Below are 16,592 nucleotides of genomic sequence, written 5' to 3'. Positions count from 1 at the left end.
TAATAATATGAAATTAAAACTGAAACATCTCCCGCTTTTACTGCTGCCGTTTTCATTACAGGTGAATGCGCAGGAAATAAAAGCGGAATTCAATAAAGAAATTAAAAGACAGGAAAAAATGTCTTACGTTCTGGATTACCCGCAGAATGTAAAAGGGAACGTACCATTAATAGTTTTCCTTCACGGTTCAGGAGAGCGTGGAACTAATCTTGATCTGGTAAAGGCACACAGTCCGTTTACCTATAAAAACCTGATCAAGGAACCGGTAGCTATTCTCGCACCCCAGTGTCCGGAAGGAATATGGTGGGATACGGTTACGGTTTATAATCTGATTAAAGAAATCCAGAAAAAATATAAAATAGATGCTTCCCGTATCTACCTTACCGGGCTTTCTATGGGAGGATGGGGAACCTTGAAGCTGGCCATGGAACATCCTGAAATGTTTGCGGCAGTAGCTTCTGTATGTGCTCCTACAGATCAGGTGATGACCGCCAATATTCATCGGTTTAAAGATCTGAATATGAAAATATTTCATGGAGGAATGGATGATATTGTACTTCCTGCCAATGCTTTTAATTTTTATCAGAAGCTGCACCCTGTCAATCCAACGGCAGAATTGGTTATCTTCCCGAATGATAATCATAATTCATGGGATTCAACCTATTCAGATCCTGTATTATATGAATGGATGCTGTCGAAAAAGAAAAATAAGTAATCTGACACACAATGATGGAAAAATAGACCCATCAAATTAAAGCAAAAAATATAAAACAATAATTTAAGAAGATAGATTTATGAAAAAGTTAATTGTAATCGCCACTTTAGCATTGGCTCCCGTAATTTCCGCGCAGGAAATGGTAACGAAGCCCGTTCAGTCCTATCAGACGGCTCAGTATCAGGCCAAAAAGAAAGCTTTTGTAGACAATCTTTTATCTAAAATGACATTGGATGAAAAGATCGGTCAGATGAATCTGCCGACTTCCGGAGATTTCACTACAGGCCAGGCGCAGAGCTCTGATATCGGAAAGAAAGTAGAGCAGGGATTAGTAGGAGGATTATTCAATATAAAAGGAGCAGATAAGATCAAAGCTGTTCAGAAAGTAGCTGTGGAAAAGAGCCGTCTGAAAATCCCTATGATCTTTGGAATGGATGTTATTCACGGTTATGAAACCACTTTTCCCATTCCTTTAGGTTTAGCGGCTTCATGGGATATGAATCTTATCCAGCAGTCTGCAAGAGTAGCTGCCAGAGAAGCTGCTTCTGACGGAATCAACTGGACATTCTCTCCAATGGTGGATATTTCCCGGGAACCAAGATGGGGAAGAGTATCGGAAGGTTCAGGAGAAGATCCTTATCTGGGAAGTGAAATTTCCAAAAATATGGTATATGGATACCAGGGGAAAGATCTGGCGAACGGGAGTAATATCTTAGCTTGTGTAAAGCACTTTGCACTATACGGCGCCGGAGAAGCAGGAAGGGATTACAATACTGTTGATATGAGCCATGTGAGAATGTTCAACGAATATTTCCCACCATACAAAGCGGCTGTTGATGCAGGTGTTGCCTCTGTAATGGCTTCTTTTAATGAAGTGGATGGTGTGCCTGCCACAGGAAACAGATGGCTTCAGACTGAAGTATTGAGAAACCAGTGGAAATTTAAAGGATTTGTAGTAACAGATTATACCGGTATCAATGAAATGGTAGACCATGGTATGGGAGACCTTCAGCAGGTTTCTGCTTTAGCCTTAAAAGCTGGAGTTGATATGGATATGGTGGGAGAAGGTTTTTTAACAACATTAAAAAAATCCCTGGCAGAAGGAAAAGTTACACAGGCTGAAATTGATATGGCGGCAAGAAGAATTCTTGAAGCAAAATATGATCTTGGCTTATTTGATAACCCATACAAACATGGTGACGCAAAACTGGCGGCAAAAGAAGTCTATAATATGGAAAACCGTAATATAGCAAGAAGCACCGCTGCCCAATCCATGGTTTTGCTGAAAAACGACAATCAGGTATTGCCTTTGAAAAAATCAGGAACAGTTGCCGTTATCGGACCATTGGTCAATAACTCCATGAATATGGCCGGAACATGGAGTGTCGCTACAAAACATGCTTCATCAGTTTCTTTAATGCAGGGATTACAGTCAAACTACGGAAAAGAAGTTAAGTTTTTATCTGCAAAAGGAGCCAATATAGATTATGATGCTAAATTAGAAGAAATCTATGCGGCACACGGTAAAAAAACAGACAGAGACAACCGTTCCAAAGAAGAGTTGTTAAAGGAAGCTGTAGAGGTGGCGAACAAAGCTGATGTTATTGTTCTGGCAATCGGAGAATCTGCTGAAATGAGCGGAGAATCTTCTTCAAGAACAGAAATCACCATTCCTCAGTCTCAGGTGGACTTACTCAACGAATTAAAGAAGACGGGAAAACCAATCGCAATGGTTCTTTTCACAGGACGCCCATTAGCCTTAACGAATGTAAAAGATACTCCGGATGCTATCCTGAATGCATGGTTTGCAGGATCTGAAGCAGGAAATGCAATTGCAGATGTTCTGTTCGGAAAAGTAAATCCTTCCGGAAAGCTTCCGATGACTTTCCCAAGAAGCCTTGGGCAGGTTCCTATTTATTATAATGCTAAGAATACAGGCCGTCCGCTAAGTCAGGATAAAGTGGACAAATGTACGTATGAAAGGTTCCGTTCAAACTATATGGATGAATGTAATACACCATTATATGCCTTCGGATACGGTTTGAGCTATACGAAATTCAACTATTCCGATATGACAGTTTCCAATACCAACCCGAAAGGAAATCAGACTGTACAGGCATCTGTTACAGTAACCAATGCAGGAAACTATGATGGTGCTGAAGTCGTTCAGCTGTACATCAGAGATATGGTGGGAAGCATTACCAGACCGGTAAAAGAATTAAAAGGCTTCCAGAAAGTATTTCTTAAAAAAGGAGAATCTAAAAAAGTAACTTTCGATATTACTCCTGAAAATCTTAAGTTCTATAACGGAGAGTTGAAATATGACTGGGAACCAGGCGAATTTGATATCATGATCGGAACAAGTTCTGATCAGGTACAACACTCAAAAATTAACTGGACCAAATAATATAGGAAAGTTACTCACAGAATTGTGTATTATGTCTTTTTTGGCATGATTTTTAATAATACCTCGGTAATTACTATTATATGCAAATCGACATGAAAAAAACAATTTTATTGAGCACAATGTTCCTTGGTTCTTTGGTATTCGCACAACAAACTCACAAAGTAGGTGGTGACAGGGATGCACATGGCTGTATCGGTTCTGCAGGGTATACTTACTCTCAGATTAAAAAAGACTGTGTAAGAACTTTTGAACAGAAAATCAAGTTGACAGAAGTAGCTCCAAAAGAAAGCTATACTTCCATAGCTGCAGTTATTTTCAGCAAAGACATGAAAAAGGCTGAAGTTTTTGTTAAAGATGCAGAGACTGGAAGTATTATTTTAACCAGAGCGGGTAAAGCTAAAGCATGGAAAAAGGATGGCTATACATTGGTTCCTTACAAGAAAAACGGATACCAGCTTAAGAAAGATAATATCGTGATCTATCAGTAGATCAGATTTAAGATGAAAAAACCACTCCCAGGAGTGGTTTTTTTTGTACCTTAGAGAGAAATTAATTAATATCACTTTTTTGTGATATTTTAACCAATCAGAAAACAAAAATTTTACCTATGAAAAAAATAATTTTACTCAGTGCCTTGTCCCTTGGTTCCTTAATTTTTGCACAGAAAAGTGCTCCTGTCCTAGGAGGTGACAGAGATGTTCACGGCTGTATCGGTTCTGCAGGATACACCTACTCACAGTTAAAAAATGACTGTATAAAAACTTTCAGTCAGAAAATAAAGCTCAAAGAAGTTAACCCGGATAAAAGCTATACTTCAATGACAGCCGTAATTTTCAGTAAAAACATGAAAAAAGCTGAAATTTTTATTCCGGATGGAATGGCTAAGAGCATTATTCTGGATAAAGAAGGCAAAGAAAAAGTCTGGAAAAGCGGTTCTCACATTAAAGACAGCTATATTCTGACACCCTACAAAAAAAGTTACCAGATCAAAAAAAATGATGTTGTTATCTATCAATAGATTAGATTTAAAAATGGAAGCCACTCGGAAGAGTGGTTTTTTTGTGCATTAAAATGAATTGATAAATTTTTATACGACAAGTTTTGTCGTTGTTGATGGATATTTTTACATCATAATAGAATGAAAATAGATATAAATAGATTGAATTTGATTATTAATAGTATGATTTACAGAATACCACATTAAAATAATTTTCATGTCTTAAAAAGTGTTAAATTCGCCAAGTTTTTTATAACTAATTACTAACTCAAAAAAACAACACGGGAATGAAAAAAATCTATCTCGGAGCGCTAACCCTATGCGCTTTTTTGGGCACATCCGCCCAGGAAGTGGTATGGCAGAAAGATATCCAATCCTCTACCCAGGATTTTCTAAACCAGGTTACCACTACCATTGATCAGCAGTATCTTATCACAGGAAGTTCCATACAGTCAGGAAGCGGAAAGCCGGAGGCTGGAAGTAAGCAGAACAACGGTTACGATTTTCACCTTATCAAACTGAACCAGCAGGGTGAAGAGGTCTGGGACAAATACTTCTCAGGACAAAACCATGATTATCTCTCTGCAACGGTTACCACGCAGGATGGCGGATTTCTTCTGGCTGGTACCAGCTATTCAGGAAAAGGGTTGGATAAAAAAGAGGATTCCAAAGGAGGATCAGATATCTGGCTGGTCAGAATCAATGAATTCGGGGACGAATTATGGCAGAAAACATTGGGAAGTACTTCCGATGAAGAAGCCAGGGCAGTTATCCAGACTACCGATTTAGGATTCTTTGTTGCGAGTAACGTACAGGGCTCTTCAAAAGGTTACGGTTCCAAAGATGTTCTGATCACAAAACTGGACAAAGACGGAAAAGAACTCTCACAGGTAATTTTAGGGGGAAAAGGTTTGGATGAAGTCGAGAAGATGATTCCAACGAAAGATGGTGGAGCGTTACTGGGTATTTATTCGAGAAGTTCTGAAGTAAAGGCGGGAAGCGGGAAGCTGGAAGCTGGAAGTGGCGTGAAGATCGACTCTTATTCCAAAGCCAGCAGCAACTTTGGTGAAGGCGACTACTGGATCGTAAAGCTTGACAAAAACGGAAATGTAGAATGGGAAAAGAATTTCGGAGGAAAAGGTGATGATCATTTGAGAACCCTTGCTTTAACTTCAGCCGGCTTTATCATTGGCGGGGAATCCAGATCAGAAAGATCAGGAAACAAAACTGTCGGCCTGGAAGAAGGAACAGACCTTTGGCTGATTTCGTTAAATGAAAGAGGTGATGAACAGTGGCAGAAATCTTATAATTTCAAAAACAGAGACATCCTGATGGGCATGAGTGTAATACATTCTGCAGACGATAAATCTTCTAAAGGTATTCTATTGGGAGGTTATACCCAGGCGGAAGGAAGAATAGAAACGGATGATGAAACCTTCTGGATGCTGTATCTGGATCAGAATGGCAATGAGCAGTGGAGAAAACACGTAAAAGGAGAATCCAGAAAGAAGGAAGAAAGGCTTTCCGACTTAAAGCTGAACAGGGACGGTTCTATTGTTTTAGCAGGAACCAGCGCAGAAGAGCTGGGTAAAGAAAACTGGAAGATTGTAAAGCTTGGGGACAAGCAGGTTGATCAGCTCATTGAAAAATACGATATCAAAATCTATCCGAATCCTGTATCCGATTATGCTTACGTAGAAATTGGCTTTGATTTTAAAGAGGCTGATATTCTTTTGTATGATATGAGTGGAAGACAGCTTCAGAGTATTAAAACGAAGAATAAAGTAACCAAGATCAATACCCAGGCTTTGGTTCAGGGAGCATATCTGGTGACGATAAAAACGGATAACAATAAAATGGCGAATGCTAAACTGATTAAGAAGTAAATATGAATATGAATGTGAATATGAAAAAGTTTTTTGTAACAATAATTTTAACATTGATATATAGTACTGGATTTTCACAAATATTTAGAGATCCAAAGAATATATTCCCTTATGCCCCTGAAACAAGTGGTCTTCTAAAATATCAGGAAACGCCTGTTTCTAATTACACTGGAATTCCGAATATTTCAATACCTATTTATAAAGTAAAATCAGGAAGTGTTGAAGTTCCTATTAGTTTATCCTATCACGCTGGTGGTATTTTGGTATCAGAGATTGCTAGTTCAGTAGGACTAGGATGGTCTATTAGTACGGTAGCACCTATTACAAGAAAGATTAATGGATATACTGATGAGAACGGAGTAATGAGACATGATAATAATATTGATAGTTTTCTAAACGATAGTTTTGAAAATCAACGACTCAAATTAGTCTATAGTGCAAATGGTTTGTTTAATCAATCAACATCTGACCTAATGCCTGATGAATTTAGTATGTCACTTGATGAGTTTTCAGGTAGTTTTTTTTATAATCCTAAAAGCAAGAAGATTGTCACCTTTCCACTGTCTGATTTGAAGATTGATTATTATACAAAGGCTATTGATCCTGTTTATTTCAATAGAATAGATACTATTAATGTTATAGGTACAAACGGTATTAAATATATTTTTGGAGGAGATGGTGTAGAAACTTATAATCTAACAGGTTCAATGAGTGCTAGTAATTATTTCGGTGTTAATACTTGGAAAATAAAGAAAATTAAAGGAGCTGATAATGGTGAAATAATTTTTTCTTATTTAAATAATGGATATTTTAAAAGAGACTTAGCTCCCAAAACAAAAATAATTCCCTACACTAATTATAGTTTTAGTACAGGATGTACAAGTGGTTTTCCTACAGATCCTATAAATCCTGTTGAAACAGAGATCCAGTACGAAACAAAAGAAGCACTAATACAGAAAATAGAAACAAATGAAGCTGTAATCAATTTTATTTATTCTAATCGATTGGATTTTAATGATTTAAAAAAGCTTGATAAGATTATTATTAAAAATAAAGCAGGACAGATCATTTCTGAAAAACGATTTAATTATGGGTACTTTGAGACTATTCCAGAGGCTGCTGGAGTTTCAGACCCTACTGAAGATGTTACTAAAAGGTTAAAACTTCTTTCCTACCAAGAGTGTGATAGGGATGGGAAATGCATAACAACCTCTTTTGAATACTATGAGCAGAATAAAATGACACAAAGAAATTCTTATTCTTCAGATCATTGGGGATATTATAATGGTAAGCTTAATAATAATGGCTACCCTAATGTGCCTATAAAATACTATACGTTTGAAGGTAATTCTATGTATACCATAGATGGGTTTACTAAGGACCTTGAATCTCCTGTTCTTAGAATTGCAGATAAAGAAGTAAATCCTGAGTTTACAAAAACATTTTCATTGAAATCTATTACTTATCCTGGTGGAGGAAAGAATGAATATATATATGAACCTAATACTGCGAGTTCATTGTTATATCAACCAAATGATGAACATTACTTTTTAAGTAAGAAAAAAGTGATTGAAAAAGGTGAGCTATTCGTTATAAGTGGAACGGTACAAGGATATGATATTAATTATTCCCAAGTGCCAACCACTAGTGGTGGTTCAGTGAAAACATTTGTAAAAGAAATAGATTTGTCAAATTATGATAAAGAACTAAAGCTGAGTATAAGATATAAATCGACCTTTAATGCACATATTCTTTCAAATAGTTTAGATAGCAATTATTTACATGCAGATTATGGTATTTATTATTATGAAAATGGAGTGAAAAAATACTGGTTTACAGATAGTCCTATGAATAGCAACGAAATTGTAGTTAATTTTCATAAACTCAACAATGCTCAGGTTCCTATTCAGAAGATATATATAGAGATTAAGCATACATATTGGGGAGGGTTAAATCCTACTGGAAATGTTTCAGACTATATGTATTTTTATTCTCAGGTAGGTTTTAGCTGGGAAGAGCCTGACCCCAATGCAGTTGAGACTCCCATTATTTTTGGTGGAGGAATACGCATAAAAGAAATCAAGCAATATGATAATGATCAATACAAGTATTCTATGAAATATTCCTATGTAAAGGATGGAAATCCTCAGCTTTCGAGTGGAGTTTTATTTAATATTCCAATGTATACTAAGAATAATAGGTTGGGAAGAATTGCGAGCAGCCCTTGTCCTGGTAGCGGGAGCTTTGGTGTAATTAAAAATGTTCAAGATGCCATAGAACTATCAGTAAGACCTGCTATTACAGGAATGCGTACGCAAGGAAAAACAATTGGTTATACAAATGTTGAGGTTATAAGAACGGATGCTCAAAACAATAATAAAGGGAAGGAGATATATCAATATTATGTAGAGCCTCCGCTACAAACAGGAGATAATTTTTTAGCGACTACAGAAGGAACTTCTGCCAGATATGAATTTATGGAGAGTAGAGATTGGAGAAATGGACAGTTATTGAAACAAATTGTTTTAAACAATACTAATGATACTATAAAAACTATTAATAGAGATTTTTATCTTTCTGCTCCTCCAAGTGCTTCTATAAATTATCTATTAGAAAGAAATGTTAAAATGATTTTAAGTAATTTAATTTCACCAATAGATTATATGCCTGGTGGGTTACCGTTGAGAACCACTAACCAAGGGGCTTCAATGTTAGAGTCAGATGCTAATATCAATGGCGTTTTTCCTTCTTACATAGGAATGAATACTACTATCAGTCCATATCCTTTCCCCATTTTTGTAAGACACAACGATGCATTTTTATTGAAAAAAGAGACAACAACTGATTATTTCACTAGCGGCCGTAAGAAAACGAAAACATCAGAATATTTTTATGACGATGCATTATATCCAACAAAATTAACTTCCAAAAAAGATAGTTTTTCAGGAGAGGATGTTACCATTAATACCAACTATAAATATTCTCCTGAAAAAGGCAACCAAAAGCTGATCAATGCTAATATGATTGGTATTCCTTTAGAAACTGAAACAACTAGAACTATTGGAACTGCCACCAAAACAATTTCGAAGGTTGAAACCAAATATGAAAACCCATTGAACTTACTTCCAAGTTCTGTTGTTTCTACTGATTTGCAAAACGTTGTTTCTACCGAAGTGACTTACGATAAATATGATAGTAGAGGAAACCTCCAGCAATACACCACCAAGGATGGCCTTTCCACTGTAATCATCTGGGGCTACAACCTAACCCAGCCGATTGCAAAAATAGAAGGAGCGAAATTATCAGATATTCAGCAGTCCTTAATAGATTCCATTGTGACAGCTTCCAATACAGATGCATCTGCTTCAGCTAATAATGATGAGACTTCATTTTTATCTGTACTGAATACATTCAGAAATAGTCTGCCAAACTATCAGATCACAACATACACATATGATCCATTAATTGGCGTTCGAAGCATCACGCCTCCATCAGGGATCAGGGAAATATATATTTACGATTCAGCTAACACGCTTAAAGAAATCAGAGAAAACAGCCAGACCGGAAACTTATTAAAAGAATTCAAATATAATTACAAACAATAAAAAACATAAATTATGAAAAAAATAATAGTCATTGCAGGAATTTTAGCCGCTCAATTGTCTTTTGCACAGTTATATACACCTTCAGGTGCTGTCAATCAGACCACTACAGCTGCATCAACTAACGTAGGAGTTGGGGTTAATGATCCCCATTCTAATTTTGAAGTGGGTAACCAAAACGGAGGTAAGATAACAATTTCAACAGCAGGATGGAGCGGTACCTCTGCCAGTCCTAAATATCCCACATTAGAATCTGCCGGATATTTAAATTCTCCTAAGGTGAGAATGACAGCTACTGAAGAAACAGGGAATATATACGGGTCGAAATTTTCTATTTTACTTAATGATAATACCAATGCAGCCAATATGGCTGAAAGATTTTCAATCCTTTACAATGGAAATGTTGGATTGGGAAGTCCTCAGCCCAGAGAAAAACTGGATGTTTTAGGTAATATTGTAGCAGGAGCTACAGATTCCGCATTAGGGATCAATGCATTTGCAATACGATATGTAAAAGGATCATTGAATAATTGGGGTGCATTACGAAGTTCATCATCTTCCTATATGAGTTTTGGAGTAAAAGCGAACGGAGCAAATGTAGGTTGGTTGTCCAGCAGCGGGGAAGCAAGTCTTGCAAAAACAGCTATTACTGTAGGAAATGAAGGATTTAGTTTCCTGACTGCATCTTCACAGCAGGTAGCGATTGACTCTCCAGTAACACTGAATGAGATCATGAGAATTAATATCAACGGAAATACTTCACTACAGGGTAAATTTGAAGCCAAAGAAGTCAAAGTAACCTTAACCCCAACAGCTGATTTTGTATTTGAAGAAAACTATGATCTTCCTAATCTGGAAGCGGTAGCCAAACATATTAAAGAGAAAAAACACCTTCCTGAAATTGCTTCTGCCAGGGTAATGGAAAAAGAAGGCGTAAACGTTGGTGAATTTCAGATCAAATTATTACAGAAAATTGAAGAGCTTACCCTCTATGCTATTAAACAGGAAAGACAGTTAAAGGACCAGCAGGAAAAAATACAGAAATTAGAAGGAGAGAATTCAGAACTTAAAAACGCTGTTTCCGAAATTAAGCAGTTGAAAGAGCAATTCCTTATGATGAAGTCCAATACAACCCGTTAATATAGAGAAATGTATAAGAAAATATATCTAAGCATTGGGTTGCTGTGGAGTCTTCATCACTTTGGACAGGTGGTTTTAACCGCTCCCCCCGCTCCGAATACTGAAGTGGCAGATCCCCAAAGTATCCGTATGCTTCCGGGGTTCAAGTTCAGTTCTGCCAATGGAACCTTCCGGGCTTATATTGGAGGATCGTCTGCAGGTGGTGGCGGTACTTACACGCCCATCACTGTAAATTATTCGTCCAGTATTCCAGGGACAGAAAACTATATTTATACCAGAGAGTACCTGGTACCCACTGCTGTTTCAGACGGATCCCTTCAGCAGATACAGAGTGTCCGGTTTTTTGATGGGCTGGGAAGGCCGAAACAGACTGTGAGTATTAAGTCAACTCCTACAGGAAAGGATTTGGTAACCCATATTCCTTATGACAATTTTGGAAGACAGGCGGACAGCTGGCTTCCGGTGCCTATGGCTTCATTAAGCGGGAATATCCAGACCGGGGTAGAAGGAAGTGCCAACAGCTACTATCAGTCTAACGGCATTAATGATTCTTATCCTTTTACCCATAAAACTTTGGAGAATTCTCCGCTTGACCGTGTTTTAAACCAGAAAAATCCAGGAACTGACTGGCAGAACAAACCTGTTGTTTTCGGGTATGAAGCCAATGCGGCGGGCGAAGTTAAAAAATTCACCACTGTTACCGCATGGGTGGATGGTGCTACATCTTCTCAGCTTGTATTATCCGGCACATATGGGGATGCGCAGTTGTATAAAAATACGGTAACCGACGAAGACAATAATAAAACCATAGAATTTAAAAACGGCAGAGGGCAGACTTTACTGGTAAGAAAAGTCATCAGTGCTTCAGAAAATGCAGATACGTATTATGTTTATAATGAATATGACCAGCTGGCATTTGTTATACCACCTTTAGCTTCGGCTTCGGCAACCGTTTCCGCTTCCGCACTGGAACATCTTTGCTACCAGTATAAATACGATGGTAAAAACAGGCTTGTGGAAAAGAAACTTCCGGGGAAAGGCTGGGAGCAGATGATTTATAATAAGAAAGATCAGGTGATTTATTACCGTGATACAAACCTTAAGAACGGGATTAGTAATTTTGTAGCTGACCAGGCCTGGGTATTTACAAAATATGATCAATTCGGGAGGGTTGCTTACACAGGAATTTGCCGGGACGGAACCCCAAGGCAGAATATTCAGCAGTCAGTGGATAACCAGTCTGTAGACTACGAAACCCGTGGCGGAAGCCTTACCATGAATGGAATGACGATTGAATACGGGAATGTATCTTACCCTACTTACCTTGATAAAATCCTTTCCGTAAATTATTATGATACCTATCCTCAGGGAGCTCCGGCAGTAACTACGGTCTTAGGACAGGAAGTATTGCCTCAGACCACACAGAACTCAGAAGTGAGTACGAAAAGCCTTCCAACGGCTTCTTATACCAAGAATGTTGAAAATGACAGCTGGACAAAAGTTTATACCTATTATGATAAGAAAGGAAGGTCAATCGCAACGCATTCTTTGAACCATCTCGGAGGATACACGAAGACCGAAAGCTTCCTTAAATTTTCAGGCGTACCGGAGTATAGCCTTGTTGAACATAAAAGATCTGCAAATGATACCAAAGTAAATATCAAAGAAACCTTTGAATATGATCACCAGGAAAGATTAGTAAGACATTGGAACCAGGTAAATGGAGGGACTCAGGAGCTTCTGGCTGAAAATCTTTACAATGATCTGGGGCAGCTGCAGACGAAAAACGTAGGAAATACCACAGGCAGCCCACTGCAAAGTATAAAGTATGCCTACAATATCAGAGGCTGGATGACAAAAGTGAATGACCCTTCCAATCTGCAGAATAAACTTTTTGCATACGAACTGCGTTATAATAATCCTAACAGCCAGTTTTCAGGTTCTGCGAGGTATAATGGAAATATTTCCCAGATGTCATGGATTACCCAAAATGATGCGGTATTGAGAAATTATTCCTACGAATATGATGCTCTTAACCGACTTAAGGAAGGACGTTTCTGGGATGCCATGAATTTGGAAAGAGGAGAATATCATGAACAGTTGACTTATGATCTTAACGGAAACATAAAAACGCTTTTAAGAAGAGGAAGACAGCTTCCGGGATATACAGCCCCTGAAGTAATGGACAATCTGGAATACCATTATGAAAATGGGGAACAAAGTAATAAGTTATCTTATCTAAAAGAAACCGGAACCGGAAATGCCATCAGCGGATATCCGTTAGCATCAGGAAGTACAGGAAGCACCATTACTTATGATGTCAATGGAAATATGACTACTCAATTGGACAAAGGAATTTCCTCCATCCAATATAATTATCTAAATTTACCGGGTAAGATTACCCAAAACTCCAAAGTAACTGATTATACTTATAGAGCCGATGGGGTAAAGATTAGAAAGGTTTTCGGGACAGAAACCACCGATTATCTGGATGGCTTCCAGTATATGAATTCAGTATTGAAGTTCTTCCCGACAGCAGAAGGATATTTTAATGTTGAAACCGGAAAGTATGTGTATAATTATACGGACCACCTTGGAAATACCAGATTAAGTTATGCTAAAAGTGGAGCAGGAACAGAGATCATTGAAGAAAGTAATTATTACCCGTTTGGATTGAAGCATGAAGGGTATAATGTGTTGACAGGAAATCCTGCATATAAGTACAAATACCAAGGGCAGGAATTGCAGGAAAGTGGTTGGTATAGTTTTAAGTGGAGAAATTATATGCCTGATTTAGGACGATTTTTCAATTTTGATCCGCTTTCAGAGAAATTTCAATACAATTCTATTTATGCGTTTCAGGAAAATAAAATGGGTTTAGGTAAAGAATTAGAAGGAGCTGAGCTATTGCAGGAAAGAGGTTTAATAACATCAATAGGTATGACAGAATATGATGTATATACAAAAGAGCAATTACCAGATTATATGTCTTATTTAAATTATAAACCTTCTACTCCTGATCCAGAATTAATGACAGCTGAAGAGTATCCAACAAATTCGGCGGCAAAAGGAGCAGAGAATTCATCTTCATTTAAAGGAGTTATAGGTATTCTAGAATTATATAACGTTGTAAATAAAGGAATCGAAGGAGTGAAAGGGATGGTTGCTACCGATAAAAATGTAAAAGCAGTTAATTATATGGATAAATTAACAGGAGAGTTTAAGGATATGAAAACCGCATTAAGTGTGGTCAATAAAGCTGATTTAAAACTAGATAATAAAACTAAAACAGAAATTACTAATTATATATTTGATGGTTCTTTACCAAAAGATATCAATAAAAGAAATAATTCCGTAGTTAGTTTACAATCAAAAACTAATATTGTCAATACTGCAAACACTATTATGAGAAAAAATGGTATTATAGTTCGCAATGGTCCGGAAGTTAAAAAAAGGACTGAGTTAAATGAAGCTGCAAGACAACAAAAAGAAAAATTAAAAAAGGTGGGACAATGAGAATGTGGTTATTAATAATATTGTTTAGTGTTATATCAACATCTTGCAATAATAATACTTTGGCTGAAAGGAAAATAAAAAAAACAGTAATCACTTTTTTAGATGCTGTTGAAAAAAAGGATGGAAATAAATATAAATCATTAATTTATGAAAGTGAGGTTTATCCTGGAGTTATATCAATGGAAAAGAAATTTTTCTATAAAAATTACAAAAAAATCAATTCTGATGTAAATTTAAAGGAAAATATAAAAATAAAAGATACTATTTTCAATGGAGCCAAAAGGAAATATGTTCAATATCGTATTAAGAACAATAATGCAGATTATTTTCAAAAACCATTAATTATTACTTTTATATTTTATGATCAGATAGGATATGATAAGATTTATAACCATAGTATTTTTGATAATATGTTGGATTGGGAGTAAAATCCCCCGCTGGCACGAGCGTCTCACTCATGTCCACAAATAAAACAAAGCCTCTGCAATAGCGGAGGTTTTTTATGTTATAAACTGCTTCAGTCGATTATACTTTCAACCAAAATAATTATCTAAATTTACCAGGAAAGATTACCCAAAACTCCAAAGTAACAGATTATATTTACAGAGCAGACGGAGTGAAGGTAAGAAAGGTTTTCGGAACAGAAACAACCGATTATCTGGATGGCTTCCAGTATGTAAATTCTATATTGAAATTCTTCCCAACGACAGAAGGATATTTTAATGTTGAAACCGGAAAGTATGTGTATAATTATACGGACCACCTTGGAAATACCAGATTAAGTTATGCTAAAAGTGGAGCAGGAACAGAGATCATTGAAGAAAGCAATTATTACCCGTTTGGATTGAAGCATGAGGGATATAATGCATTAGCAGGAAATCCAAGTTATAAGTACAAATATAATGGCAAAGAGTTGCAAGAGACTGGAATGTATGATTATGGAGCGAGATTCTATATGCCTGACTTAGGACGATGGGGTGTTGTTGACCCGTTGGCAGACCATTCACATAATAAAACACCATATAATTATTGTTCTGGAAACCCAATTAACAGGTTAGATTCTGATGGAATGTGTGATGACCCGAATTGTCCTCATGGAGGATTGCGTCGTGCCTGGGATAGTGTTGGGAGATTTTTTGGAGCTTGGGGATATGCTAACAAAAAAGAAAGTAATGTAAAGAAGAGTAACCAAGTTGAAGTAGGTCTTTTAGAATCTATTGAGCAATGGTTAGATGAGCCTGTTGAGGCAGGAACGGCTCAAGCAGCAGAAGATTTAGCACATAGTAGTATCCCTGGAAACTTTACAATACCTGATACGAATGAAGGAGTCTTATTATCTATTGCTGTAGCTTTTGGTTCCGCAATGCAGGATGCTAATGGATTTAGATATTCTAGATATGTTCCTAAAAGTACACCAAAGTTTTCAGCAAAAATAAATGGTCGTCACAATTTAAATTCTACTTCAATAGCGGGAGGGAAAACACGTGCAGGAACTTTTGCTCCAAAAGAAATATTAGATTTGGATATAACCACATACAATGCTGGCAATTTCTCGAATGCAAATAATGGAAATGGAGATGTAATTATTAATGGTAGAATTTATGGTATAAAAAATGAGGGTCAAACATTATTTCCTAGAAGTGGAGGAGCTCCCGAATTTCAAGATTTATCTCAAGGGCAAATTAAAGCAATACAATTGATGAAAACGGTACCTACTAATAAAGTAGATCAAGCCTTAAAAGGAGTCGGTGTATCTAATATAGATATTAACTTTGCAAAAGAGTTTATAAATAAATATTAATATGATTCATTTTATTTGTTATTTAAGGAGAAAAAGAAGCGATAATTATATTATTAAGTTATTAAAAGAGATTTTTAACTATGATATAAAAGAAATTAGTAATCTCATGGATGATAAAAAAAGTTTAATTAAATTCGAGAACCGCATATTAGATGATATTTCGGAGTTTCAAGTTGAGTTGAATATTTATTGTATAGATGAAGGAAGAGCTAGAGAACTTAAACTTAATAACAACGTTTCTGTAGGTATAGCTATCTCAAATAAGATTCATGAAGATGTTGTTGTTAATGATAATATTATATGTGATGAACCTTATCAATGGATTCTAATAAAGCAAAATAGTTTATTTTTAGTTGAAGAAGATGACATAGAGGATAGTAATGGAATCACATTAAATCAAAATAATAGAGTCGAAATTACCTAAATGATGAAAATTAATGAGTTTTAAAGCTGTGAGCTCCCCCACTGGCGCGAGCGTCCGCTCATGTCCACAAATAAAACAAAACCTCTGCAACAGCGGAGGTTTTT

The 16,592-nt window shown here is 36.6% G+C and carries 11 protein-coding genes; all 11 read left to right on the top strand.

Annotated elements, in window-relative coordinates:
• The first annotated feature begins 7 nt into the window (after positions 1 to 7).
• Positions 8 to 715: a carboxylesterase family protein gene (locus ACR1PO_RS02425; protein ID WP_433985688.1), complete on the top strand. Its 708-nt coding sequence runs from the start codon at positions 8 to 10 to the stop codon at positions 713 to 715.
• Between the two features lie 79 nt (positions 716 to 794).
• Positions 795 to 3,122, top strand: a complete 2,328-nt coding sequence (gene bglX / locus ACR1PO_RS02420; protein WP_433985687.1) for a beta-glucosidase BglX — start codon at positions 795 to 797, stop codon at positions 3,120 to 3,122.
• 92 nt (positions 3,123 to 3,214) lie between these two features.
• The gene (locus ACR1PO_RS02415) at positions 3,215 to 3,610 is read left to right on the top strand and encodes a hypothetical protein (RefSeq protein ID WP_332387602.1); all 396 of its coding nucleotides are present in this window, start codon (positions 3,215 to 3,217) and stop codon (positions 3,608 to 3,610) included.
• Between the two features lie 119 nt (positions 3,611 to 3,729).
• Entirely contained in the window at positions 3,730 to 4,140 is a 411-nt protein-coding gene (locus tag ACR1PO_RS02410; protein WP_433985686.1) for a hypothetical protein, read from the top strand.
• A 266-nt stretch (positions 4,141 to 4,406) separates the two neighbouring features.
• Positions 4,407 to 6,005 (top strand): T9SS type A sorting domain-containing protein, encoded by a 1,599-nt coding sequence (locus ACR1PO_RS02405; protein ID WP_433985685.1) that lies wholly within the window; start codon positions 4,407 to 4,409, stop codon positions 6,003 to 6,005.
• Between the two features lie 20 nt (positions 6,006 to 6,025).
• Entirely contained in the window at positions 6,026 to 9,610 is a 3,585-nt protein-coding gene (locus tag ACR1PO_RS02400; RefSeq protein WP_433985684.1) for a hypothetical protein, read from the top strand.
• Between the two features lie 12 nt (positions 9,611 to 9,622).
• Complete coding sequence (locus ACR1PO_RS02395) at positions 9,623 to 10,747, top strand: hypothetical protein (RefSeq protein WP_433985683.1); 1,125 nt, start codon at positions 9,623 to 9,625, stop codon at positions 10,745 to 10,747.
• Between the two features lie 9 nt (positions 10,748 to 10,756).
• A complete protein-coding gene (locus ACR1PO_RS02390; RefSeq protein ID WP_433985682.1) occupies positions 10,757 to 14,263 on the top strand; it encodes a DUF6443 domain-containing protein in 3,507 nt (1,168 codons plus the stop codon).
• Positions 14,260 to 14,691: a hypothetical protein gene (locus tag ACR1PO_RS02385; protein ID WP_433985681.1), complete on the top strand. Its 432-nt coding sequence runs from the start codon at positions 14,260 to 14,262 to the stop codon at positions 14,689 to 14,691. The genes ACR1PO_RS02390 and ACR1PO_RS02385 overlap by 4 nt, the downstream gene beginning before the upstream one ends.
• A 188-nt stretch (positions 14,692 to 14,879) precedes the next feature.
• A complete protein-coding gene (locus tag ACR1PO_RS02380; protein WP_433985680.1) occupies positions 14,880 to 16,064 on the top strand; it encodes an RHS repeat domain-containing protein in 1,185 nt (394 codons plus the stop codon).
• Position 16,065: 1 nt separating this feature from the next.
• On the top strand, positions 16,066 to 16,488 hold the full coding sequence (locus tag ACR1PO_RS02375) for a hypothetical protein (protein ID WP_433985679.1): 423 nt from the start codon (positions 16,066 to 16,068) through the stop codon (positions 16,486 to 16,488).
• Positions 16,489 to 16,592 lie beyond the last annotated feature (104 nt).

The organism is Chryseobacterium amylolyticum (assembly GCF_051011775.1).
GTDB lineage: Bacteria > Bacteroidota > Bacteroidia > Flavobacteriales > Weeksellaceae > Chryseobacterium.
The sequence above is the reverse complement of the archived record's forward strand: the minus strand, read 5'-3'. Positions and strand labels throughout refer to the sequence as shown.

Bases quoted from the DNA above. Each gene is read 5' to 3' on its own strand.
- ACR1PO_RS02385 (WP_433985681.1), top strand. From the start codon at position 14,260: ATGAGAATGTGGTTATTAATAATATTGTTTAGTGTTATATCAACATCT.
- ACR1PO_RS02400 (WP_433985684.1), top strand. From the start codon at position 6,026: ATGAAAAAGTTTTTTGTAACAATAATTTTAACATTGATATATAGTACT.
- ACR1PO_RS02390 (WP_433985682.1), top strand. From the start codon at position 10,757: ATGTATAAGAAAATATATCTAAGCATTGGGTTGCTGTGGAGTCTTCAT.
- ACR1PO_RS02410 (WP_433985686.1), top strand. From the start codon at position 3,730: ATGAAAAAAATAATTTTACTCAGTGCCTTGTCCCTTGGTTCCTTAATT.
- ACR1PO_RS02375 (WP_433985679.1), top strand. From the start codon at position 16,066: ATGATTCATTTTATTTGTTATTTAAGGAGAAAAAGAAGCGATAATTAT.
- ACR1PO_RS02415 (WP_332387602.1), top strand. From the start codon at position 3,215: ATGAAAAAAACAATTTTATTGAGCACAATGTTCCTTGGTTCTTTGGTA.
- ACR1PO_RS02395 (WP_433985683.1), top strand. From the start codon at position 9,623: ATGAAAAAAATAATAGTCATTGCAGGAATTTTAGCCGCTCAATTGTCT.
- ACR1PO_RS02405 (WP_433985685.1), top strand. From the start codon at position 4,407: ATGAAAAAAATCTATCTCGGAGCGCTAACCCTATGCGCTTTTTTGGGC.
- ACR1PO_RS02425 (WP_433985688.1), top strand. From the start codon at position 8: ATGAAATTAAAACTGAAACATCTCCCGCTTTTACTGCTGCCGTTTTCA.
- bglX (WP_433985687.1), top strand. From the start codon at position 795: ATGAAAAAGTTAATTGTAATCGCCACTTTAGCATTGGCTCCCGTAATT.